General features: G+C 57.3%; 21 protein-coding genes. 14 read left to right on the forward strand and 7 right to left on the reverse strand.

Annotated features, from left to right (window positions below; genetic code table 11):
- The first annotated feature begins 101 nt into the window (after positions 1-101).
- Together AC4ICF_RS11465 and AC4ICF_RS11470 are read left to right on the forward strand one after the other, a co-directional pair.
- A complete protein-coding gene (locus AC4ICF_RS11465) occupies positions 102-1,697 on the forward strand; it encodes an ABC transporter substrate-binding protein (protein ID WP_233003558.1) in 1,596 nt (531 codons plus the stop codon).
- 135 nt (positions 1,698-1,832) lie between these two features.
- Positions 1,833-2,507 carry a DUF3313 domain-containing protein gene (locus AC4ICF_RS11470; RefSeq protein WP_302218459.1) on the forward strand — a complete coding sequence of 225 codons (675 nt, stop codon included), beginning with the start codon at positions 1,833-1,835 and terminating at the stop codon, positions 2,505-2,507.
- Between the two features lie 33 nt (positions 2,508-2,540).
- On the opposite strand, the gene AC4ICF_RS11475 is transcribed toward AC4ICF_RS11470, so the two are convergent.
- A complete protein-coding gene (locus AC4ICF_RS11475) occupies positions 2,541-3,437 on the reverse strand; it encodes a DMT family transporter (RefSeq protein ID WP_316379118.1) in 897 nt (298 codons plus the stop codon).
- 174 nt (positions 3,438-3,611) lie between these two features.
- On the opposite strand from AC4ICF_RS11475, the gene AC4ICF_RS11480 reads away from it, so the two are divergent.
- Positions 3,612-4,484, forward strand: coding sequence for a helix-turn-helix transcriptional regulator (locus tag AC4ICF_RS11480; RefSeq protein WP_116339966.1), 873 nt, complete (start codon positions 3,612-3,614; stop codon positions 4,482-4,484).
- Here AC4ICF_RS11480 and AC4ICF_RS11485 read toward each other — a convergent pair.
- Positions 4,464-5,630: a benzoate/H(+) symporter BenE family transporter gene (locus AC4ICF_RS11485; RefSeq protein WP_316379120.1), complete on the reverse strand. Its 1,167-nt coding sequence runs from the start codon at positions 5,628-5,630 to the stop codon at positions 4,464-4,466. The genes AC4ICF_RS11480 and AC4ICF_RS11485 overlap by 21 nt on opposite strands.
- 92 nt (positions 5,631-5,722) lie before the next feature.
- On the opposite strand from AC4ICF_RS11485, the gene AC4ICF_RS11490 reads away from it, so the two are divergent.
- A complete protein-coding gene (locus AC4ICF_RS11490) occupies positions 5,723-6,250 on the forward strand; it encodes a helix-turn-helix domain-containing protein (protein ID WP_316379121.1) in 528 nt (175 codons plus the stop codon).
- An 80-nt stretch (positions 6,251-6,330) separates the two neighbouring features.
- Positions 6,331-8,295, forward strand: a complete 1,965-nt coding sequence (locus tag AC4ICF_RS11495) for a peptidase U32 family protein (protein WP_116339960.1) — start codon at positions 6,331-6,333, stop codon at positions 8,293-8,295.
- Here AC4ICF_RS11495 and AC4ICF_RS11500 read toward each other — a convergent pair whose 3' ends face one another.
- The gene (locus tag AC4ICF_RS11500; protein WP_116341124.1) at positions 8,296-8,526 is read right to left on the reverse strand and encodes a DUF2554 family protein; all 231 of its coding nucleotides are present in this window, start codon (positions 8,524-8,526) and stop codon (positions 8,296-8,298) included.
- Positions 8,527-8,769: 243 nt separating this feature from the next.
- On the opposite strand from AC4ICF_RS11500, the gene AC4ICF_RS11505 reads away from it, so the two are divergent.
- A complete protein-coding gene (locus AC4ICF_RS11505) occupies positions 8,770-9,132 on the forward strand; it encodes a hypothetical protein (RefSeq protein WP_166711126.1) in 363 nt (120 codons plus the stop codon).
- Between the two features lie 173 nt (positions 9,133-9,305).
- Here AC4ICF_RS11505 and AC4ICF_RS11510 read toward each other — a convergent pair whose 3' ends face one another.
- Entirely contained in the window at positions 9,306-9,842 is a 537-nt protein-coding gene (locus AC4ICF_RS11510) for a dihydrofolate reductase family protein (protein ID WP_316379122.1), read from the reverse strand.
- Between the two features lie 41 nt (positions 9,843-9,883).
- The gene (ftrA, locus tag AC4ICF_RS11515; protein ID WP_316379123.1) at positions 9,884-10,891 is read right to left on the reverse strand and encodes a transcriptional regulator FtrA; all 1,008 of its coding nucleotides are present in this window, start codon (positions 10,889-10,891) and stop codon (positions 9,884-9,886) included.
- A gap of 73 nt (positions 10,892-10,964) precedes the next feature.
- Between ftrA and AC4ICF_RS11520 the strand changes: the two genes are divergently transcribed.
- The 8 genes from AC4ICF_RS11520 (at position 10,965) to zinT (ending at position 18,983) form a co-directional block, all read left to right on the forward strand.
- On the forward strand, positions 10,965-11,378 hold the full coding sequence (locus AC4ICF_RS11520; protein ID WP_116339954.1) for a rhodanese-like domain-containing protein: 414 nt from the start codon (positions 10,965-10,967) through the stop codon (positions 11,376-11,378).
- A 156-nt stretch (positions 11,379-11,534) separates the two neighbouring features.
- Positions 11,535-12,638, forward strand: a complete 1,104-nt coding sequence (locus AC4ICF_RS11525) for a cobalamin-independent methionine synthase II family protein (RefSeq protein WP_192982362.1) — start codon at positions 11,535-11,537, stop codon at positions 12,636-12,638.
- A 202-nt stretch (positions 12,639-12,840) separates the two neighbouring features.
- Positions 12,841-14,112 carry an urea ABC transporter substrate-binding protein gene (urtA, locus tag AC4ICF_RS11530; RefSeq protein ID WP_116339951.1) on the forward strand — a complete coding sequence of 424 codons (1,272 nt, stop codon included), beginning with the start codon at positions 12,841-12,843 and terminating at the stop codon, positions 14,110-14,112.
- A gap of 24 nt (positions 14,113-14,136) precedes the next feature.
- Positions 14,137-15,711: an urea ABC transporter permease subunit UrtB gene (gene urtB / locus AC4ICF_RS11535; RefSeq protein ID WP_439209799.1), complete on the forward strand. Its 1,575-nt coding sequence runs from the start codon at positions 14,137-14,139 to the stop codon at positions 15,709-15,711.
- Positions 15,711-16,784 carry an urea ABC transporter permease subunit UrtC gene (gene urtC / locus AC4ICF_RS11540; protein ID WP_116339947.1) on the forward strand — a complete coding sequence of 358 codons (1,074 nt, stop codon included), beginning with the start codon at positions 15,711-15,713 and terminating at the stop codon, positions 16,782-16,784. Before urtB ends, urtC begins: the two co-directional genes overlap by 1 nt.
- Positions 16,784-17,581, forward strand: coding sequence for an urea ABC transporter ATP-binding protein UrtD (gene urtD / locus AC4ICF_RS11545; RefSeq protein WP_316379126.1), 798 nt, complete (start codon positions 16,784-16,786; stop codon positions 17,579-17,581). The genes urtC and urtD overlap by 1 nt, the downstream gene beginning before the upstream one ends.
- Positions 17,582-17,590: 9 nt before the next feature.
- Positions 17,591-18,289, forward strand: a complete 699-nt coding sequence (urtE, locus tag AC4ICF_RS11550; RefSeq protein ID WP_163329615.1) for an urea ABC transporter ATP-binding subunit UrtE — start codon at positions 17,591-17,593, stop codon at positions 18,287-18,289.
- 52 nt (positions 18,290-18,341) lie between these two features.
- The gene (gene zinT, locus AC4ICF_RS11555; RefSeq protein WP_233003500.1) at positions 18,342-18,983 is read left to right on the forward strand and encodes a metal-binding protein ZinT; all 642 of its coding nucleotides are present in this window, start codon (positions 18,342-18,344) and stop codon (positions 18,981-18,983) included.
- A 109-nt stretch (positions 18,984-19,092) separates the two neighbouring features.
- Here zinT and AC4ICF_RS11560 read toward each other — a convergent pair whose 3' ends face one another.
- Together AC4ICF_RS11560 and ydeE are read right to left on the reverse strand one after the other, a co-directional pair.
- A complete protein-coding gene (locus AC4ICF_RS11560) occupies positions 19,093-20,250 on the reverse strand; it encodes a DDE-type integrase/transposase/recombinase (protein ID WP_316380356.1) in 1,158 nt (385 codons plus the stop codon).
- 58 nt (positions 20,251-20,308) lie between these two features.
- Complete coding sequence (gene ydeE, locus AC4ICF_RS11565; protein WP_491466210.1) at positions 20,309-21,544, reverse strand: efflux MFS transporter YdeE; 1,236 nt, start codon at positions 21,542-21,544, stop codon at positions 20,309-20,311.
- Positions 21,545-21,596 lie beyond the last annotated feature (52 nt).

Genomic DNA, 21,596 nt, shown 5'->3' on the forward strand with positions numbered 1-21,596 from the left:
TCCTTATTTATTTTTCAGGTGTTTGCCACTTCACTTTAATGTTATTTATGAAATGGCAAAAGAATTAATTAGCCGTCGAATTAAAAAGACAGGAATAAATGATGACAAGCAAACGCACAATGTTAACGCTGGCACTCGCTGCGCTCACGGTCAGTTCTACCGTAGCCGCGAAAACGCTGGTGTATTGCTCCGAAGGGTCACCGGAAAACTTTAATCCTCAGTTATACACCTCGGGCACCAGCGTGGACGCCAGCGCCGTGCCGGTCTATAACCGGCTGGTCGATTTCAAACCCGGCACCACGGAGCTGGTGCCGAGCCTGGCTGAGCGCTGGGAGGTGAGCGACGACGGAAAGGTTTACACCTTCCATCTGCGTCAGGGCGTGAAGTTCCAGAGCAATAAATTCTTCACGCCGACCCGTGACTTTAACGCCGATGACGTGATCTTCTCGTTTATGCGCCAGAAGGACGTGAATCATCCGTATCACAATGTCTCTAACGGCAGCTATTCCAACTTCGAAAGCCTGGAGTTTGGTAGTCTGATTACCGCCATTGACAAAGTTGATGACCATACCGTGCGCTTTACCCTGGCACACCCGGAAGCGCCGTTTGTCGCCGACCTGGCATGGTATTTTGCCTCGATCCTCTCCGCGGAATATGCCGATGCGATGCTGAAAGCGGGCACGCCGGAGAAGGTGGATATGCAGCCGATCGGCACCGGGCCGTTTAAGCTGGCGCAGTATCAGAAGGATTCCCGCATTCTGTTCACGGCATTTGCCGACTACTGGCAGGGAAAATCGAAGCTGGACAGGCTGGTCTTCACCATCACCCCGGATCCCTCCGTGCGTTTTGCCAAAATTGAGAAAAACGAATGTCAGGTGATGCCGTTCCCGAACCCGGCGGACCTGCCGCGCATGAAGGCGAACAAAGATATCAACCTGATGAGCAAGGCCGGGCTGAACACCGGTTTTCTGGCGTTTAACACCCAAAAGCCGCCGCTGGATAACGTGAAGGTTCGCCAGGCGCTGGCGATGGCGATCAATAAACCGGCCATTATCGACGCGGTGTTCCACGGCACCGGAACCGCCGCGAAAAACCTGCTGCCGCCGGGCGTCTGGAGCGCTGACAGCGAACTGAAGGATTACGATTACGATCCTGAAAAAGCGAAAGCGTTGCTGAAAGAGGCCGGCCTGGCCAGCGGCATGAGTATCGACCTGTGGGCGATGCCCGTCCAGCGGCCCTATAACCCGAACGCCAGACGGATGGCGGAGATGATTCAGGCCGACTGGGCGAAGGTGGGGGTGCAGACCAAAATTGTCACCTACGAATGGGGCGAATATCTCAAGCGCGTGAAGGGCGGTGAACATCAGGCCGCGCTGATGGGCTGGACGACCGCAACGGGCGACCCGGATAACTTCTTTGGTCCGCTCTTTACCTGCACCTCGGCAAACGGCGGTTCGAATTCGGCGAAGTGGTGCTACAAGCCGTTTGATAAGATCATCGCCGAGGCAAAATCGATAACCGATCGCGATAAACGCGTGGCGCTGTACAAAGAGGCGCAGCAAATCATGCATGACCAGATGCCGGCGGTCATGATTGCGCATTCAACGATCTTCGAACCGGTGCGCAAAGAGGTGACAGGCTACGAAATCGATCCGTTTGGCAAGCATTTATTCTGGCAGGTGGATATTAATCAGTAATTTTTCACTGCCCGGTACGCTGCCGGGCACTCTTTTCGCAATTTGTGCTGTCCGCATCATTTTTTGTCACAACAATCCCACCAGACTTTTGCTATAACTTCAAATGCATACTTGCAGATAACATGGAAAACTATCATGCGTCCTCAAACTTTTTTTAAAGTTGCAGTGCTTACGGGTCTGTTGGCACTGGCGGGCTGTTCTTCAAAAGTCGCCGCGCCAGAACAATATTCAGGCTTTTTAAAAGATTACTCCGGCCTGCAGCAGACGACCTCTGCGACGGGTAAACCCACGCTGCGTTGGGTCGATCCTTCCTACAACGAAGCCAATTACGACAGTATTATCTGGACGCCGATTACCTATTATCCTGCGCCTAAGCCAACCACGCAGATTGGTAAAAGAACGCTTGATGAGCTGTTGAATTACACCAATAACAAAATGAAAACGGCGATTGGTACCCGTAAGCCGATTGTGAGCACGCCGGGTAAACACAGCCTGATTTTCCGCGGTGCAATCACCGGGGTGAGTTCGCAGAAAGAGGGTCTGCAGTTCTATGAAGTGGTGCCGGTCGCGCTGGTGGTTGCGGGGACGCAGATGGCAACCGGCCATCGCACCATGGATACGCATCTCTTCTTTGAAGGTGAGCTGATCGATGCGGCCACCAACAAACCGGTGATGAAGGTGGTTCGTAAAGGCGAAGGTAAAGAGCTGACCAACGAAAGTACGCCAATGACCTTTGCCACGCTGAAGCAGGTTGTTGATGACATGGCGACGGATGCCACCATGTTCGACGTGCATAAAACAGCGAAATAACAGTAAGCGGCCTGCAGTTTGCAGGCCGTTTTTTTATGCTGTCCGCAAGCGCCTGAACCAGGTCTCTGGTTTTGTGAACATCACCATATTCCCGCCCAGAATCAGCAGTAACCCGACGATACCGTTAATGTGCCAGACGTAGCCTTCATACACCGTTGAGATGGAGAGCGCCACCAGCGGGAAGAGCAGCGTACTGTAAGCCGCTTTCCCGGGGCCGATACGTCCCACCAGCGTGAAGTAGGCGCCAAAGGCTATCACCGAGCCGAACAGGGCCAGATAGAGCAGCGCGCCCATGTAGGTGACCGTCCATTCCGGGGTAAAACTGTCGCCTCTGCAAAGCGCAATGCCGCCCATCACCAGCGTGCCGTAAAGCATCGCCCAGGTGTTGGTGGTCATGGTTTCCAGACCTCTGCGCTGATGGCGCATGCTGATCATATTGCCCAGCGAGAACCCATACGTGCCGAGGGCGGAAAGACCAATGCCCGTCAGAAGCGATACGCTCCAGCCGCTGGCCAGCAGGTCATCCCAGAAAAGGGTCACGATCCCCACAAGACCCAGCGCCGCCGCCGTCCAGAAACGCGCGGGCGGGCGCTGTCCGAAGAAAATAAAACAGTTAATGGCGTTGTAGAGCACCGCCATGGAGAAGATCACCGATTCCAGCCCGGTGTTGATGTGCGCGGCCGCGGTATAGAAGCACCAGAAGTTAAAGCAGAAGACGCAGCATCCCTGAAGCATGCAGAACAGGTGATCCCGCAGGGCCAGCTTGCGCAGGCGGCGCAGGGCAAGTAACACCACCATCATCGTGGCGCTGGCCACCGCGAAGCGCCAGAAAATTGACACCGGGGCTGCCACGGGACCCTGCTGCAGGAAAATGGCAATCCAGGTGGTTCCCCAGATGATCACCACCAGTCCGTATAATAATGCGTTCATATTTTTTCTCTTCTCAAACCACGGAAGCCCGCAGTATGGCGCGGAGAGCGACAGGGGACTTTCACCGGCTTGCGGTAGACTTGCAAAATCTTGCGCTTTTTTCTTTTCCGGGGGCTGGCAACGGGGGACAACAGTTCTTAGACTGACAGTTCACTCAATAACGCGCTAACGGTTATGTCTCACGCTTACGATACCTTTGAAACGCTACGCCAGCAGAATGCGGTCCTGCGGGAAACCGTTTCTCTGAATTCCGGCATTCAGCTGGCGGCGTGGTACAACAAGCGCGATACGATAACGGTTAAGAGCAACCATCACACCCTCAGTCTGTACGTCGCCGACGGTTACGAGAGCTATCAAAAGACGCCGGGCGGCTGGAAGAACGGCGGGGGACCGGATCGTTTCTGTTTAATGCCGAAAGAGAGTGAATCGACGTGGGATATCCGCGACGACCTGTCTTTTGTCCATCTCTACTGCACCGACGAACACCTGCGCGATGTGGGCGAAAAAATCTGGGACAAGCGGCCGCTGTCGCTGACGCTGGACGAGCGCATTTTTGGCAGCGACCCGAAGATCACCGCGCTGTACCGCCAGTTTCTTCTCGGCTGCGACTGGCAGCAGCAGGCCAATCAGCTCACCCTGAGTACGGCCTCCACGCTGCTATTGACCCACCTGCTGCAAAACTACGCTAACGTTCAGTGGAAGCTGCCGGTCGTTACCGGCGGGTTATCGCCGTTTGTTCTGCGCAACGTGCTGGCTTTCATTGAAGAAAACCTCGGGCAGCCCCTGACGCTGGCTGAGCTCGCGGCGCAGGCTGCCCTCAGCGAATACCATTTTGCCCGCATGTTCCGCCAGTCGACGGGGCTGGCGCCGCATCAGTACGTCATGCAAAGGCGCATGGAAAAAGCGAAAAACCTGGTACAGCATACCTCGACGCCGCTCACCGATATCGCGCTGGCCTGCGGGTTTAACTCCGCCAGCCACTTCAGTAACCGTTTCCGTAGCGTCATGGGCATCACGCCGTCTCAGCTACGCGCGGCGAGCGCGTGAGAACAGGGCGTAGCACACCCCACCCAGCACCAGCCCCCAGAATGCCGAACCGATGCCGAGGATCGTAACGCCGCTCGCGGTCATCAAAAACGTGACGATGGCCGCGTCGCGCTCCGCTTCATGATTCAGCGCCTGATATAAACTTCCGCTAATGGTACCCAGCAGCGCCAGACCGGCAAGGGTCTGGATCCAGCTGAGCGGCAGTGCTGCCATTATCGCGGTGATAGATCCGCCGAACACCCCCGCCAGCAGATAAAACCCGCCAGCCGCGATGGCCGCCAGCCAGCGTTTAGCGGCATCCGGGTGGGCATCCGGGCTTTGACAGATAGCGGCGGTAATGGCGGCTATGCAGATGGAAAAGACGCCGAAGGGGGACAGCAGCAGCGCGAGCCCGCCCGTAAAAATAATGATCGGTGAGACCGCCAGCGGATAGCCGGACGCTTTCATCGTCGCGAAACCGGGCGCATTTTGCGAGGCCATGGTCACCAGAAAGAAAGGCAAACCGATACTTACCAGACTGGTGAAGGTAAAGGCGGGGGCAATAAACTCAGGCATCACGGGGGAGAGGGTGATTTTATCGGTGACAACGTCACCTCCGGCCCACGCCACGATCCCGCCCACCAGCAGCGTAACGACGATGGCATACCGCGGTGCCAGCGCTTTCGCTACCAGCCACGCCGCAATCATGCTTCCGCACAGCAGAAAGTGCCCGTCCAGATGGGCAAACGCATGCAGCCCAAACTGCAGGAGTACGCCCGCCAGCATGGCGGCCGCAAGCGAATGGGGGATTAGCTTCATCAGACGGGCAAAAAGCCCGGTAACGCCGCAGAGTAAAATGAGCGCGTTGGCGAAGATGAACACGCCGATCGTCTCAGCCAGCGTTACGCCGTGCAGGCTTGTGGCGAGCAGCGCCGCGCCGGGCGTAGACCAGGCGGTCAGCACCGGGGCTTTATACCACCAGGAAAGCGCCAGGGTGCTGACGCCCATTCCTGTCCCCAGCGCGGTCGTCCAGCCCGCGATCTGCTGCGCGCTGGCGCCCGCCGCTGCCGCGGCCTGCCAGATAATGGCTGCAGAACTGGCGTAACCGACCAGGACCGCGACAAATCCAGCCAGTGCGGCTGGTACGAGATGAGAGGAAGGGCGCATGGGAACTCCGTTGTGCGTTATAACGTCCGCGATAAGGTAACACTGTGCGTTATAGCGTACAAGTGGTATGCTCATCGCCATCAGGAGGGAGCATGGACATTACACAACATCTTGCAGCAACGCTGAAAACGCTGCGCCAGGCCCGCGGCTGGAGTTTGTCGAAGCTGGCGGACGAAACCGGCGTGTCGAAAGCGATGCTCGGGCAAATCGAGCGCAATGAGTCCAGCCCGACGGTGTCGACGCTGTGGAAAATTGCCACCGGGCTGAACGTCCCGTTTTCCGCGTTCATCACGCCCGAGGCGGACAGGCCGGCGGTGTTTGATTCGCAGCAGCAGGCGATGATGATTAAACCGCTCTTTCCCTGGGATGAGACGCTCAGGTTCGATCATTTCTCCATCACGCTGGCACCGGGCGCCCTGAGCGAGTCCACGCCGCACGAGGCGGGGGTGATCGAACACGTGGTGGTGATCGACGGCGAGCTGGAGATGAACATCGGCGGCGAGTGGCAGACGGTTTATGCCGATTCTGGCGTTCGTTTTGCCGGCGATAAAGCACACGCCTACCGCAACAGCACCGACCGGCCGGTGCATTTTCACTCTCTGATCCATTATCCCCGCTGAGGCTACGCAAAACTGTTTCGCTGTCGCATACTTCTGACTACAATAGCCGCCATTTTGACCATAACGGATAACGACGAAGTATGCGCCTGCAATCCCATCATCTTGAACTTTTAAGCCCGGCCCGCGACGCCGCCATTGCCCGTGAAGCAATCCTTCACGGCGCTGACGCCGTCTACATCGGCGGCCCTGGCTTCGGTGCCCGCCATAACGCCAGCAACAGCCTGAGCGATATCGCCGAGCTGGTGCCGTTCGCCCACCGTTTCGGGGCGAAAGTGTTCGTGACCCTGAACACCATTCTTCATGATGATGAGCTGGAGCCCGCGCAGCGTCTGATTACCGATCTCTACCAGACCGGCGTTGATGCCCTGATCGTTCAGGACATGGGCGTTCTGGAGCTGGATATTCCGCCCATTGAGCTGCACGCCAGTACCCAGTGCGATATCCGTACGGTAGAAAAGGCGAAGTTTCTCTCCGACGTCGGCTTTTCGCAGATTGTTCTGGCGCGCGAGCTGAACCTTAATCAGATCCGCGATATTCACCAGGCGACGGACGCGACGATTGAATTCTTTATCCACGGGGCGCTGTGCGTGGCCTATTCCGGCCAGTGCAACATTTCCCACGCCCAGACCGGCCGCAGCGCCAACCGCGGCGACTGCTCTCAGGCCTGCCGTCTGCCGTATACCCTGAAAGACGATCAGGGCCGCGTCGTGGCGTTCGAAAAACACCTGCTCTCCATGAAGGATAACGATCAGACGGCTAACCTGGGCGCGCTGATCGACGCGGGCGTGCGTTCCTTCAAGATTGAAGGGCGCTACAAAGATATGAGCTACGTAAAGAACATCACCGCGCACTATCGCCAGATGCTCGACGCCATAATTGAAGATCGCGGCGACCTGGCGCGCGCGTCAGCCGGGCGTACCGAGCATTTCTTTGTTCCGTCGACGGACAAAACCTTCCACCGCGGCAGCACGGACTATTTCGTGAATGCCCGTAAAGGGGATATCGGCGCGTTTGACTCACCGAAGTTTATCGGCTTACCGGTTGGTGAAGTGCTGAAAGTGGCGAAAGATCACCTTGATGTCGAAGTGACGGAACCGCTGGCGAACGGCGATGGCCTTAACGTGATGATTAAGCGTGAGGTCGTGGGCTTCCGCGCCAACACGGTCGAAAAAACCGGGGAGAACCGCTACCGCGTATGGCCGAATGAAATGCCCGCCGATCTCTACAAGGCAAGGCCGAACGCGGCGCTTAACCGTAACCTGGATCATAACTGGCAGCAGGCGCTGCTTAAAACCTCCAGCGAGCGTCGCATCGCGGTGGATATTGAGCTGGGCGGCTGGGAAGAGCAGCTGATTCTGACCATGACCTGTGAAGACGGCATCAGCGTGACGCATACGCTCGACGGCCTGTTCGAGGTGGCAAACAACGCGGAAAAAGCGCTTAACAGCCTGAAGGATGGCGTGGCGAAGCTGGGCCAGACAATTTACTACGCGCGCGCGATAGAGGTTAATCTGCCGGACGCGCTGTTCGTACCGAACAGCCTGCTTAACCAGTTCCGCCGTGAAACGGCAGAGATGCTGGATGCAGCGCGTCTGGCCCAGTATCCGCGCGGCAGCCGTAAGGCCGAATCTGTTCCTGCGCCCGTGTATCCGGACACCCATCTATCCTTCCTCGCGAACGTTTACAACCACAAAGCGCGTGAATTCTATCATCGTCACGGCGTGCAGTTGATCGACGCGGCCTATGAAGCGCACGAAGAGAAGGGCGATGTGCCGGTGATGATCACCAAGCACTGCCTCCGCTTTGCTTTTAACTTGTGTCCTAAGCAGGCGAAAGGGAATATCAAGAGCTGGAAGGCGACCCCCATGCAGCTGGTTAACGGCGACGAAGTTCTGACCCTGAAGTTTGACTGCCGTCCGTGCGAAATGCACGTTATTGGTAAGATGAAAAACCACATCTTCAAAATGCCGCCGCCGGGCAGCATCGTCGCGTCCGTCAGCCCTGACGATCTGATGAAAACCCTGCCGAAGCGTAAAGGCAGTTAACTACCTTACGTGCGTGTCCGGTTTGCGCGATTTCTGCCACTGGTGGTGTTCGCGCAAACCCTCCGCCGACTCTTCTGCCGCACTGCGTAACTCGTCGCTGTCGGCCTCATGCCGCAGCTGATGTTCAACATTTTTTACCCATACGTATTCATGGCCTTTGTGCCCGGCCATAAGCTGGCCTGAAAACAGAGCACAAATAAGCAGGACGACAGATAACCCTTTTTTTAGCATGGTGTTCACCGCTGAATAACATTGCGGAATAAGCATGCCGATCGTTTCTTCGTGTTATTATTCTTTTATTCAAAGTACGGCAAAGAAAATGTCAAATACTGTTGGATCGGAATTCGTCTTAGGAAATTTCCTAAATATGATTGTGGCGTTGTAAACTACCTGTTCTGGTACTGAAAGAGACGTTTACTTTAAGGATAATCCTATATAATAGAGGTTCTCTGGCTAAGGAATGGGTCTTAATTAATGAAAAAAATAATCGCGCTTGCGCTCCTTGTGGCGGCCGTAGGGGCTACCGCAGGGTTGCGCTATATCGAGAATGGCGAACCAGAATATATTCAGTCCGCAGAAACCCGCGTTGGTTCCTATTTAACCAGCGACTACGGACGCGTAGCCTGTAATAGCAAAAAAGTAAATGAACAACGCTGGGAATTAGACTGCACGCATCAGGCTGGGGGAAAAACATTCCAGTTCGCGGTGTATCCCTCTGAAAAAGCACCCTATGGTGTCTCGCGATCGTTTTATCTCGAAGCCCTTAACGATGATGCAAAACAGAGCGCTGAGCAGGGTCTGATGCGCTATTTGCAAATCAACACCAGGTCGAGTTAATCCTTAATAAGGCTGTTGAGCTTTCGTTGAGGAAGCCGGTGTTAGTTTGTTCGAGATCCGCTGCCCGACCATGGAGTGTCGGGGACGTAGAGACCAAAATACAAATCTATCCATGCAAGCATTTACCGCCAGAAAATGGCGGTTTTTTTTGCCAACTCGCTTGTGCCATGCCCCTATGATCTCACCTGATAGTGTGACTGTACCAGTCCCGAAGGGAAGCTGCGGCTTGATACCAGGGTTAAATCAATATCCCGGGACAGCGTGCCAAAAAGCGGTTTTCCTGAGCCGAGCAGCACGGGTACGGTAGTGATAACAATATCGGCGACCAGCCCTTCGCGCAGGAAGGACTGTATCACCTGCCCGCCATCGATATAGACGCGATTTACGTTTTGTGCCGCCAGATCGCCGAGAACCTCTTTTGGCGTGTTGCGTGAGAACTGCACTTTGCCCTTCAGCGCCTCGGGCACGGGCGTCCCGGCCAGCTGTCGGGAGAGCACCAGCACGGGCCGGTCATAAGGCCATGCGTCAAAGGTCAGCACCTTTTCGTAGCTACCCCGGCCCATCACGATCCACTCTTTATCGGCGATGAATGCGTCATAGCCATGATCTTCTGTCGGGTCATCGCGCTGCAGCAGCCAGTCGATATCGTCATTTTCTCTGGCGATGTAGCCATCAAGACTGACAGCGATAAAAACGTGTGTGGTGACCATCAGGAGCTCCGTATTCAAACGTAATCGAAAAGACTGACCGTTTAGCGGCCAGCATCAGGGGGCGAAAACTGTTTACGATACTGGGCAGGCGAAAGCGCATACTGCTGGCGAAAATGATGGCGCAGCGTCGATGCCTGACCGAACCCGGTCTGTTCAGCAATGCTGTCGATGCTCAACCGACTGCTTTCCAGATAATCTTTCGCTCTCAGCAGGCGTTCATTGATCAGCCAGCGTGCGGGCGTCATCCCCGTCGCCGCCTCGAAGCGGCGCAGGAAGGTGCGCTGGCTCATACCGACCCGACGCGCCAGCGAGTCGAGGCTGTGCGGCTCGATAAGATGCTGGTGGAGATAGTCAAACAGCTGGCCCAGGCGCTGGCTCTCACGCAGCTGTGCCACCGGGCGGCTCAGCTGCTGCGGCTGCGAACCGTCACGGTGAGGGGGGATCACCAGCCGCCGCGCCACGCTGTTGGCGGTTTCCATACCGTAATCCCGCCGGACGACGTGCAGACAGAGATCGATCCCTGCCGCGCTGCCCGCAGAGGTCAGGATGTCTCCCTCGTCCTGGTAGAGCACGTCCTCAACCACTTCGATTTCAGGGTAGCGGGCCTTAAGCCCGTCAATATAGCGCCAGTGCGTTGTGGCCTTGCGGCCGTTCAGTAGCCCCGTAGCGGCCAGCACGAACACGCCCGAACAGATGGACAGCAGCTGGCACCCGCGCGCGCTGGCCTGGCGCAATGCCTCGCTGAGTGCGTCCGGAACCGGTGCATCCAGCCCGCGCCAGCCGGGAACCACGATCAGATCTGCCGACGCAAGCAGGCTCAAATCGCCATCAGTAACCATGCGGATCCCGCCGGTCGCCCGCAGTTCTCCGCTATCCACGCTCGCCACCGCAAAACGATACCAGTCGTCGCCCAGTTCCGGACGCGGCAGGCCAAAAATCTCCACCGCGACGCCAAACTCGAAGGTACACAGTCCGTCATAAGCCAGCACCACCACCTGCGGGCGGGAAATTTGTCTTAAGTTTGTCATCTTTTTGCTGTTTTCTGGCATAAGCAAGCGCATTCATGAGCTGAATTTGTGGATAGAGTAGTGTTAACACAAACGCCAAAGATGAGGAAGGATCATGAGCTATGTTACTGAATTTCCGGCTGCCGAGCCGCAGGAAGCCGTTACCCATTTTCTGCGTCGCCTGAGCGTCGAAACCGACTGCGCCGACGTGCATCATGCCATCGCCAATAATGAGCAGGACTTTGTGCTGCTGCACGTGGTGGGGAGCCCGGAACAGTTTGCCCGTCGCCATGTGCCGGGGGCACTGCATATGCCCTGGAGCCAGATTACCGCTGAGCGGATGTCCCAATGGCCGGAAGGGACGCTGTTTGTCGTCTACTGCGCGGGGCCCCACTGTAACGGGGCTGACCGAGCCGCGCTGAAGCTGGCGCGTCTCGGGCTGCCGGTCAAAATCATGCTTGGCGGCATTACCGGCTGGGAAGATGAGCGCTACGCGTTTGCCAGCCTGGCGTCCGTCGCCGCGCTGTGAATATGAATTTTTTTCAACACCCGTGAAATTTTCTCGTTTGCCGGAAGCGGTGAGGTATGACATCTTTTTTGGATATTTAGACATCCAGAAGTCTAAATATCCAAATGATGAATTATCACTGCCGGCAATTATCGCCGGCAGACTGAGGAGATTTCCATGCAACGACAGCACGCCCCTTACCGCGCCGACGTAGTCGGCAGCTTTTTACGTCCGGATGCCGTTAAACAGGCGCGCCTGAAGTTCGCCAGCGGCGAAATTGATGCCGGACAGCTTCGTGCGGTGGAGGACGAGGCCATTCGCCACGTCGTCGAGCAGCAGTGTGCGTGCGGCCTGCATGTAGTGACCGACGGTGAATTTCGCCGTGCCTGGTGGCACTTCGACTTCTTTGACGGTCTGCAGGGCGTTGAGCGTTACGATTCGCAGCAGGGCATTCAGTTCAACGGAGTACAAACCAAGGCCCACGGCGTTCGCGTGACCGGCAAGCTGGGCTTTGGCGACCACCCGATGCTGGAAGATTTCCGCTATCTGAAAAGCATCAGCGGCAATGCCCAGCCGAAGATGACCATTCCCAGCCCAAGCGTGCTCCATTTCCGCGGCGGGCGCAAAGACATCGACGCGACGGTTTACCCGGATCTGAACGACTATTTCGAGGACCTGGCGACCACCTGGCGCGACGCCATCCGCGCATTCTACGACGCGGGCTGCCGTTACCTGCAGCTGGACGACACCGTCTGGGCTTATCTCTGTTCGGACGATCAGCGCCGTCAGATCCGCGAGCGCGGCGATGATGCCGATGAGCTGGCGCAAATCTATGCCCGCGTGCTGAACAAGGCGCTGGAAGGCAAGCCGGAGGATCTGACCATCGGGCTGCACGTCTGCCGCGGCAACTTCCGTTCCACCTGGATTTCCGAAGGCGGCTACGAGCCGGTGGCGGAAGTGCTGTTCGGAACGGTTAACGTTGACGCCTTTTTCCTCGAATACGATAACGACCGCAGCGGGGATTTCGCGCCGCTGCGCTTCGTTCGTCCGGGCAAGCAGCAGGTGGTGCTGGGGCTGATCACCACCAAAAACGGTGAGCTGGAGAACCCGGAAGGCGTCAAGGCGCGTCTGGAAGAGGCAGCGAAGTACGTGGCGAAAGATCAGATTTGCCTCAGCCCGCAGTGCGGTTTTGCCTCGACAGAAGAGGGCAACAGCCTGAGCGAAACCCAGCAGTGGGATAAAGTCCGTCTGGTCACGCAGATTGCCAGCGAAGTCTGGTAAACCTTCCGGCACAGCGCTGCATTATAAAAGTGCAGTGCTGTGCCATTCTGAGTCGTTCTCTTTACATCCTGCACTCTGTTTCCTGCAATAGCGCATTTTTCATTCTGGCATCCTTTTTGCTCCTGCTTCGCTGACACCTTTATTTCCGCGTCCATGCCGTAACGGACGTTTTCGCACAGCGTTCTTTTTCAGGAGTGAAAATATGCAGCGTCGTACCTTATTAAAAGCCTTTGCGTTATCCGCGTCCGTCGCGGCGATGGGAATGAGTTTTGGCGTGCAGGCCGCCGATACCATCAAAGTGGGGATCATGCATTCTCTGTCCGGCACGATGGCCATCTCCGAAACCCCGCTGAAAGACGTCGCGCTGATGACCATCGATGAGATCAACGCCAAAGGCGGCGTGCTGGGTAAGAAACTGGAGCCGGTGGTGGTGGATCCGGCCTCAAACTGGCCGCTGTTTGCCGAGAAGGCGCGTCAGCTGTTGAGTCAGGATAAAGTGGCGGTGGTGTTCGGCTGCTGGACGTCGGTTTCGCGTAAATCGGTGCTGCCGGTCTTCGAAGAGCTGAACGGCCTGCTGTTCTATCCGGTGCAGTATGAGGGCGAAGAGATGTCGCCAAACGTCTTCTATACCGGCGCGGCGCCGAACCAGCAGGCCATTCCGGCGGTGGAATACCTGATGAGTGAGGACGGCGGCGGGGCGAAACGCTTCTTCCTGCTGGGCACCGACTACGTTTACCCGCGCACCACCAACAAGATCCTGCGCGCGTTCCTGCATTCGAAAGGGGTGGCGGATAAGGACATCGAAGAGGTTTACACCCCGTTTGGTCATAGCGACTACCAGACCATCGTCGCCAACATCAAGAAATTCTCCGCAGGCGGCAAAACCGCCGTGGTCTCGACCATCAACGGCGATTCCAACGTTCCGTTCTACAAAGAGCTGGCTAACCAGGGACTGAAGGCGACCGACGTCCCGGTGGTGGCGTTCTCCGTAGGTGAAGAAGAGCTGCGCGGGATCGACACCAAACCGCTGGTCGGCAACCTCGCGGCGTGGAACTACTTTGAATCCGTGGATAACCCGACCAACCAGGCCTTCGTCGCGGATTACAAAGCCTATGCGAAGGCGCACAAGCTGCCGAACGCCGATACCGTGGTGACCAACGACCCGATGGAAGCTACTTACGTGGGGATTCATATGTGGGCGCAGGCGGTGGAAAAAGCAGGCACCACCGACGTGGATAAGGTGCGTGCGGCGATGGCCGGTCAGTCGTTTAAGGCGCCTTCAGGCTTTACGCTCACCATGGATGCCACCAACCATCATCTGCATAAGCCGGTCATGATCGGTGAAATCGAAGGCAACGGCCAGTTCAACGTGGTCTGGCAGACGGAGCAGCCGGTACGTGCCCAGCCGTGGAGCCCGTTCATCGACGGGAATGACAAAAAGCCCGACCAGCCGATGAAAACTGCCAGCAACTAAGCCATCACCGCAGGGAGAAACGTCATGAACGCCATGCGCATGTTCATCGCTCTTGTATGGCTTTCCGGACTGCTGCCAGGGATGGCGCAGGCATCGGATGCCGATCGTTTTGTTGCCGCCAGCCGCAGCCAGCAGGCGGATTTACTCACGCAGTGGGCCGCCGCGCCGGATGCCGCACGGCTGCCGCTGCTTCAGTCTCTGCAAAAGGAAAACCTGTATACCGACAGCCAAAAGCACGCCTTTGCGCAGCGCAATGGTCAAATGGTTTCGCTCGGTGAAGCCCGTGTGGCCGAAGGGCAAACCAAAGCCGTTCGTCTGACCAACCGGCTGCGCGTGCTGGCCGCTACGGCCATCGCTACACATCAGCTGGTGAGTGACAGTGTCACAGAAAGACGAGCGGCGGCGCGTCAGCTTCAGCGGGATGCCCAGTCGGGGATGCTCGCTTTTCTCGAAAAGCGGGTAAACGATGAAACGGACGCTGTCGCACGCCAGGCGCTTTTACTGGCGGTGGCGAATCTCCAACTGGCCAGCCCGCAGGCAGAGGTGCGCCACAAGGCTGTCGAATTATTAGGCCAGTCAGACGATCCAGACGTTCAGTCCAGACTCACCCCGTTCACTCAGGTGCAGACCGAGCCGGACGCCAGCGTGCGCGCGGCCGCGCAGGAGAGTCTTAGCCAGATCCAGCATCGACTGATGTGGGGCGACCTGCTGGGCCAGGCGTTTATGGGGCTGTCCCTGGGATCGGTGCTGCTGCTGGCCGCGCTGGGGCTTGCCATTACCTACGGCCTGCTGGGCGTCATTAATATGGCGCACGGCGAGATGCTGATGCTGGGCGCGTACGCCACGTGGATGGTGCAGCAGGCGATGGCCGGGCTTGCGCCCCAGTGGCTGGCGCTCTATCCCGTTATCGCGCTGCCGGTGGCGTTCTGCCTGACGGCGGGCATCGGGATGGTGCTGGAGCGCACCGTGATCCGTCACCTGTATGGTCGCCCGCTGGAAACGCTGCTGGCAACGTGGGGGATCAGCCTGATGATTATCCAGCTGGTGCGCATGATGTTTGGCGCCCAGAACCTGGAGGTCGCCAACCCGGCATGGCTGTCCGGCGGGGTGCAGGTTTTTGCCAACCTGACGCTGCCGTGGAACCGCATCGTGGTGCTGGGCTTTGTGCTGATGGTGCTGTTCTTTACCTGGCTCATTCTGAATAAAACCCGTCTGGGGCTCAACGTGCGGGCGGTAACGCAGAACCGCAGCATGGCCGCCTGCTGCGGGGTACCGACCGGGCGCGTCGATATGCTGGCGTTTGGGCTGGGCTCAGGGATCGCCGGGCTAGGCGGCGTGGCGTTATCCCAGCTTGGGAACGTCGGGCCGGAGCTCGGTCAGGGTTACATCATCGACTCGTTCCTCGTGGTCGTTCTCGGTGGCGTGGGCCAGCTGGCAGGCAGCGTAGCCGCCGCATTTGGGCTGGGCATTTTCAATAAAATTCTTGAGCCCCAGATGGGGGCCGTACTGGGCAAGATTGTGATTCTGGTAGCGATCGTGCTGTTTATTCAGAAGCGTCCTCAGGGGCTGTTTGCGCTGAAAGGGAGGGTGATTGACTGATGAGCCAGCCGCTAACCTTAACGCTGGCGCGTAAAGCGCCGCGCGTCACGCAGATTGCAGGCAGCCTCCTGGTGGCATGTCTGCTGATATTACCGTTTTTCGCCTTGCTGCCTGCGACGCATCCGCTGGCGCTGTCGACCTGGATGCTGACGCTCATCGGCAAGATCCTCTGCTATGCCATCGTTGCGGTGGCGCTGGATCTGGTGTGGGGCTATGCCGGCATGCTCTCTCTTGGGCACGGCATCTTCTTCGCCCTGGGCGGCTATGCGATGGGGATGTACCTGATGCGTCAGGCGTCAGGCGACGGCCTGCCCGCGTTTATGTCGTTTCTCTCCTGGAGCGAGCTGCCGTGGTTCTGGTGGGGCACCCAGCACTTTGCCTGGGCGCTGGTGCTGATTGTGATGGTGCCGGGCCTGCTGGCGCTGGTGTTTGGCTGGTTTGCCTTCCGCTCAAAGATCAAAGGTGTCTACTTCTCGATTATGACCCAGGCGCTGACCTACGCGGGCATGCTGCTGTTCTTTCGCAACGAAACCGGATTTGGCGGCAATAACGGCTTTACCGGCTTCACTACGCTGCTCGGGTTTTCGGTGACGGAAACGGCCACCCGCATCGCGCTGTTCCTGGCAACCGTGCTGCTGCTGCTCCTGGCGTTGGGTACCGGATTTGCGCTGGCGAAGAGCAAGTTTGGCCGCATCCTGACCGCCGTTCGCGACGCCGAAAACCGCCTGACGTTTTGCGGCTACGACCCGCGCGGGTTCAAGCTGCTGGTATGGACGCTCTCTGCCGTGCTGTGCGGCCTGGCGGGGGCGCTGTACGTCCCGCAGGTGGGCATTATCAACCCCGGAGAGATGTCGCCGACCAACTCGATAGAAGCCGCCATCTGGGTGGCGCTGGGCGGGCGCGGCACGCTGGTGGGGCCGGTGATTGGCGCGGCGCTGGTCAACGGAGCGAAGAGCTTTTTCACCGTCGCCATGCCAGAGTACTGGCAGCTTTTTCTGGGACTGATTTTTATTGCCGTCACGCTGTTCCTGCCGCGCGGCGTCTACGGTCTGTTGCGTAAGGGAGAGAAATAATGCAGCCAACGGAAGGATTATTTACCCGCCAGTTGCCCGGCGATCGCTACCGGGAGCAGACTGACCCGGTGCTTCAGCTTGAGGCCATTAACGTCAGTTTTGACGGCTTTCAGGCCCTGACCGATCTCTCGCTGAATATCGGCGTGGGCGAGCTGCGCTGCGTGATTGGCCCCAACGGGGCCGGTAAAACCACGCTGATGGACGTCATTACCGGCAAAACGCGGCCAAAGAGCGGCAGGGCGATTTACGATCAGTCCATCGACCTGACCACGCTTGAGCCTGCGGCCATTGCCCGTCAGGGGATTGGTCGAAAATTCCAGAAGCCCACGGTCTTTGAAGCGCTGACGGTGTGGGAAAACCTCGAGATCGCCATGAAAACCGACAAATCCGTCTGGGCGAGCCTGCGGGCAAAACTCAACGGCGAGCAGCGCGACCGGATCGACGAAATGCTGGTGTTGCTGCGCCTTAGCAGCGAGCGCGATCGCCGCGCCGGGCTGCTTTCGCACGGGCAGAAACAGTTCCTGGAGATCGGCATGCTGCTGGTGCAGGACCCGCACCTGCTGCTGCTGGATGAACCCGCCGCCGGGATGACTGACGCAGAAACGGAATACACCGCCGAGCTGTTCAAAACCCTGGCGGGCAAGCACTCCCTGATGGTGGTGGAGCACGATATGGGCTTTGTTGAAACGATTGCCGACCACGTCACGGTGCTGCATCAGGGGCGGGTGCTGGCGGAGGGCTCGCTTCGCGAGGTGCAGGCCAACGAGCAGGTGATTGAGGTCTATCTGGGGCGCTAAGGAGCGATGATGTTACAGGTTAACGAACTGAATCAGTATTACGGCGGCAGCCATATCCTGCGCGGCGTGAGCTTTGAAGCCGTCACCGGCGAAGTCACCTGCCTGCTGGGGCGCAACGGCGTCGGGAAAACCACGCTGCTGAAGTGTCTTATGGGGCTGATCCCGGCGAAAACCGGGGAGGTCATCTGGCAGGGTAAAACGATCACCCACAGCAGGCCGCACCAGCGGGTGCAGTCTGGCGTGGCGTATGTCCCGCAGGGGCGCGAGATTTTTCCGCGCTTAACTGTGGAAGAGAACCTTCTGCTGGGGCTGTCGCGATTTCCCGCCCGCGAGGCGAAGCAGGTGCCTGACGAAATCTGGCAGCTGTTCCCGGTACTTAAAGAGATGAAGCATCGTCGCGGGGGCGATCTCTCGGGTGGGCAACAGCAGCAGCTGGCGATTGGACGCGCGCTGGCGAGCCGTCCGCAGCTGCTGATCCTGGATGAACCCACCGAAGGCATACAGCCATCCGTCATCAAAGAGATTGGCCATGTGATCCGCACCCTGGCAAACAGAGGCGACATGGCGATCCTGCTCGTTGAGCAGTTTTACGACTTTGCCGCAGAGCTGGCCGACAGCTATCTGCTGATGTCCCGTGGCACCATTATTCAGCGCGGGCGGGGTGAAAATATGGAGCAGGAGGGCGTTCGCGGGCTGGTTGCGATCTGAAATGTTATAATATAACATTCTCGTTCTTATAAAACGGAACGAGGGCGTTACTTTGGCTGCACATATTGGAAAATTTGCCATGACTCTGGGGGCGCTGCTGGTCAGCGGCCAGCTGTTTGCTCACTCGCACGGTCATCAGATGACCGAAGCGGAACAGAAGGCGGCAAACGGCGTGTTTGAGGATAAGGACGTGAAGGACAGAGCACTGTCAGACTGGGACGGGACCTGGCAGTCGGTTTATCCGTTCCTGCTGGACGGCTCGCTGGATCCGGTCTTCAGGCAGAAAGCGCAGAAGGAAAAAAGCAAAACCTTTGACGAGGTGAAAGCGTACTACCGTAAGGGATATGCGACGGACGTGGATGCCATCGGCATCGAAAATAACGTGATGGAATTTCATAAAGGCAAAGCGGTCAGCCGCTGTCAGTATGCTTACAGCGGCTACAAAATTCTGACCTATGCGTCAGGTAAGAAAGGCGTTCGCTATCTGTTTGAGTGTAAAGATGCCGACAGCAAGGCGCCTAAATTCGTGCAGTTCAGCGACCACACCATCGGACCGAAGGCCTCTTCGCACTTCCATATTTTCATGGGCAACACCTCCCACGAGGCGCTGCTGAAAGAGATGGATAACTGGCCGACCTATTATCCAAACGAGATGTACAAAGAGCAGGTGGTGGAGGAGATGCTGCACCACTAGGCTGTTGCTTTTGCCGGGTGGTGGCTTCGCCATACCCGGCACACGATTAGGGTTTGGTATGACCGGATACAAAGGTGACAGATCAGACCGGGAACATAGGTAACACTTTTTAGTCTATCCGGAGCACACTCTGGGTTTTTCGGTCATAGTACGCAAGCGTTATTCCGTTAAAGATGATGGCCTCAAGGCCATCATCTTGTTCTTCCAGCATGATGTACTCATCAGTCAGCGCTTCACTCAGGAACACCGTCCCCTTTTTCCCCATATAGAGTGTCCCCCTCGATTTCACCCTGTAGACCGTACCTCCTTCCGGATAAGCATATTCAGGAACCCTGCCATCCCAGTGACGGCCTGAAGGCTTCCACACCGTTCCGGGCGTTGCACCCGCCAGGGCTTCATGCGGCCTTTCGTAGTTAAACTCTTCCCGGTAGTCACTGAACCACCGCTGTTGTTCTTCCATCGTCATGAAGGTGTTGCCCTGTTTCACTGCACTTTTCAGCGAGCGGTGCATTCGCTCATGACGGCCGTTTTCTTCCGGATGCCCCTTTCTGATACGTTCCGGTCTGATGCCCAGCTTTATCAGCCAGACTGCAAGGCGACTTAACCCGGCGATACCTGTTCCCGCGAACGGCTGACCATTATCCGTTCTCAGGACTTCCGGCAGACCGTACTCCAGGAACGCATCCGTCAGGCACTGCCTGACGAAGGGCTCGCTCTCCCGGTCCGTTCCCCGGCAGCTCAGAAGATACCGGCTGTGATTGTCGGTCAGGGTGAAGGGATGGCAGTATTCCCGGCTCAGCAGCCTGAACTTGCCTTTAAAATCAGCACTCCAGACCTGATTGTTCTCACTGATGATGGTCAGAGGCTGCCGATTACCCGGTGTTCTGCGTTTTCGCTTTTTATCCGGAACCAGGCCTTCACGCTTGAGGATATCGCCGATAGTGCTGGCAGCAGGTACGGTAAAATCGACGTGATGATTGAGCAGCCACATCCGCAGTTTTTTAGGGCCCCAGTCAGGGTGTTTTTGACGCAGGGCAGTCAGGTGTCCGGCAATATCATCAGGAACCGTCCGGGAGTGGGAGTGTGGTGCACGCGATCGGTCAGAGAGAGATGACAGGTCAGAGGGGTCAAAACGCTGAAGCCATTTATAGCCGGTTTTACGGCTGATGCCAAAAAGGCGGCAAAGAGCGGAGAATGAGTCCGTACCTGCATGGCAGGCACGGATAAAATCAAGGCGTTGCATAGGTCGGGTCTCAGTCCAGGGCATAGCGAGTCTCCTCTTCTATGCCAGTTATAACTGTTACCCATGTATCCGGTCTAAAGTGTTACCCATGTTTCCGGTTCATACCTTTTGTAGGTCGGGTAAGCGCAGCGCCACCCGACACGCTATCTTCACTTTTCACGCTCATCCCGCGCAAAATCATCAGCCACGCCACAATAATCGCGGCCATCATAATCACAAACAGCGACCAGTGCGGCAGGTTGGTCAGGATAATACCGGTGATCATCGGGTTTGCCGCCGCGCCGAGCCAGCCCAGCGCCTGGGCTGAGAAATAGCTCGCCTTCATCCCCGGCGGGGCGATGTTGTCGATCAGCATGTATTCACCCGGTGCGTAGATAATCTCACCCAGCGTAAAGACGGCGGCGGCGATGCCCCAGTAAATCAGGTTCTCCCCGGAGAGCATAAAGCCCCCCAGCCCCAGGATAAAAAACAGCGTTGCGGCAGTCATTAAAGGCCGAATATTGCTGGCGGAGATCTTGCGCCCCAGCGCATACTGCAGCGTCACCACCACGGCGGCGTTAACGGGCAGCACCACGGCGACCACCTTCTGGGCAAAATCGCTGTCGGCATTGGCGGCCAGAACATACTGCGAAATGCAGCTGGCGAACGATCCGCCCACGTAAGACGCGAGCAGGCCGGAGAGGGTGAACCAGAACAGGGCGCGGTCTTTCAGCAGCACCGACGGCTGCCAGGGCATCTTCTCCTCGGCGGTATCCAGCGCGACGCTTTTCTGCACGAAGAAATGAATAAACCCGAGCGGCAGCGCGGCGCAGAAGGCAGCCAGCCAGAACGGCAGCTGCAGGCTGTACATTACCAGCAGGGTGCCAATGGGCGGCCCGATCGTCCAGCCAATGTTCAGGAAGCTGTAGTTCAGCGAGAAGACGCGCGCTTTCTGGCTTGCGGTGAGCACGTCGGAGAACCAGGCCTTCAGCACCGTCGAAAAGACGGAATAGGCGCAGTTGATCAGGGAAAAGAACAGCACCACCAGCGTGACGTTATCCACCAGCGGGATCGCGACAAAACCGGCGATAAAGGCCACGATCGCGATCAGCATGTAGCGCTTTTTATCAAACTTATCGGCCAGAATGCCAAATCCCAGGCTGAATACTACGCCAACGGTGAGCGCAATCGTCAGGGCATAACCAATATTCTCGACGTTCATATTAAACACGCGCGTGAGATAAATGGTCATGAACGGCAGCGTTGCCCCCCGACCGATGGTTAATAACAATGACGATGCCAGCAGCGCTGCGGTTGAGCGCCTGAGAGATGGTTTCATATTCCTGCCCGACAATTGCTTATGCTTTTTATGTTGTGTCCTAAAAGGAGTA

The sequence above is a fragment of the Enterobacter sp. ECC_219_Taxon_10 genome, assembly GCF_058354905.1.

Excerpts from the sequence above, each read along its gene's own strand:
- AC4ICF_RS11465 (WP_233003558.1), top strand. The coding sequence starts at position 102 with ATGACAAGCAAACGCACAATGTTAACGCTGGCACTCGCTGCGCTCACG.
- AC4ICF_RS11470 (WP_302218459.1), top strand. The coding sequence starts at position 1,833 with ATGCGTCCTCAAACTTTTTTTAAAGTTGCAGTGCTTACGGGTCTGTTG.
- AC4ICF_RS11475 (WP_316379118.1), bottom strand. The coding sequence starts at position 3,437 with ATGAACGCATTATTATACGGACTGGTGGTGATCATCTGGGGAACCACC.
- AC4ICF_RS11480 (WP_116339966.1), top strand. The coding sequence starts at position 3,612 with ATGTCTCACGCTTACGATACCTTTGAAACGCTACGCCAGCAGAATGCG.
- AC4ICF_RS11485 (WP_316379120.1), bottom strand. The coding sequence starts at position 5,630 with ATGCGCCCTTCCTCTCATCTCGTACCAGCCGCACTGGCTGGATTTGTC.
- AC4ICF_RS11490 (WP_316379121.1), top strand. The coding sequence starts at position 5,723 with ATGGACATTACACAACATCTTGCAGCAACGCTGAAAACGCTGCGCCAG.
- AC4ICF_RS11495 (WP_116339960.1), top strand. The coding sequence starts at position 6,331 with ATGCGCCTGCAATCCCATCATCTTGAACTTTTAAGCCCGGCCCGCGAC.
- AC4ICF_RS11500 (WP_116341124.1), bottom strand. The coding sequence starts at position 8,526 with ATGCTAAAAAAAGGGTTATCTGTCGTCCTGCTTATTTGTGCTCTGTTT.
- AC4ICF_RS11505 (WP_166711126.1), top strand. The coding sequence starts at position 8,770 with ATGAAAAAAATAATCGCGCTTGCGCTCCTTGTGGCGGCCGTAGGGGCT.
- AC4ICF_RS11510 (WP_316379122.1), bottom strand. The coding sequence starts at position 9,842 with ATGGTCACCACACACGTTTTTATCGCTGTCAGTCTTGATGGCTACATC.
- ftrA (WP_316379123.1), bottom strand. The coding sequence starts at position 10,891 with ATGCCAGAAAACAGCAAAAAGATGACAAACTTAAGACAAATTTCCCGC.
- AC4ICF_RS11520 (WP_116339954.1), top strand. The coding sequence starts at position 10,965 with ATGAGCTATGTTACTGAATTTCCGGCTGCCGAGCCGCAGGAAGCCGTT.
- AC4ICF_RS11525 (WP_192982362.1), top strand. The coding sequence starts at position 11,535 with ATGCAACGACAGCACGCCCCTTACCGCGCCGACGTAGTCGGCAGCTTT.
- urtA (WP_116339951.1), top strand. The coding sequence starts at position 12,841 with ATGCAGCGTCGTACCTTATTAAAAGCCTTTGCGTTATCCGCGTCCGTC.
- urtB (WP_439209799.1), top strand. The coding sequence starts at position 14,137 with ATGAACGCCATGCGCATGTTCATCGCTCTTGTATGGCTTTCCGGACTG.
- urtC (WP_116339947.1), top strand. The coding sequence starts at position 15,711 with ATGAGCCAGCCGCTAACCTTAACGCTGGCGCGTAAAGCGCCGCGCGTC.
- urtD (WP_316379126.1), top strand. The coding sequence starts at position 16,784 with ATGCAGCCAACGGAAGGATTATTTACCCGCCAGTTGCCCGGCGATCGC.
- urtE (WP_163329615.1), top strand. The coding sequence starts at position 17,591 with ATGTTACAGGTTAACGAACTGAATCAGTATTACGGCGGCAGCCATATC.
- AC4ICF_RS11560 (WP_316380356.1), bottom strand. The coding sequence starts at position 20,250 with ATGCCCTGGACTGAGACCCGACCTATGCAACGCCTTGATTTTATCCGT.
- ydeE (WP_491466210.1), bottom strand. The coding sequence starts at position 21,544 with ATGAAACCATCTCTCAGGCGCTCAACCGCAGCGCTGCTGGCATCGTCA.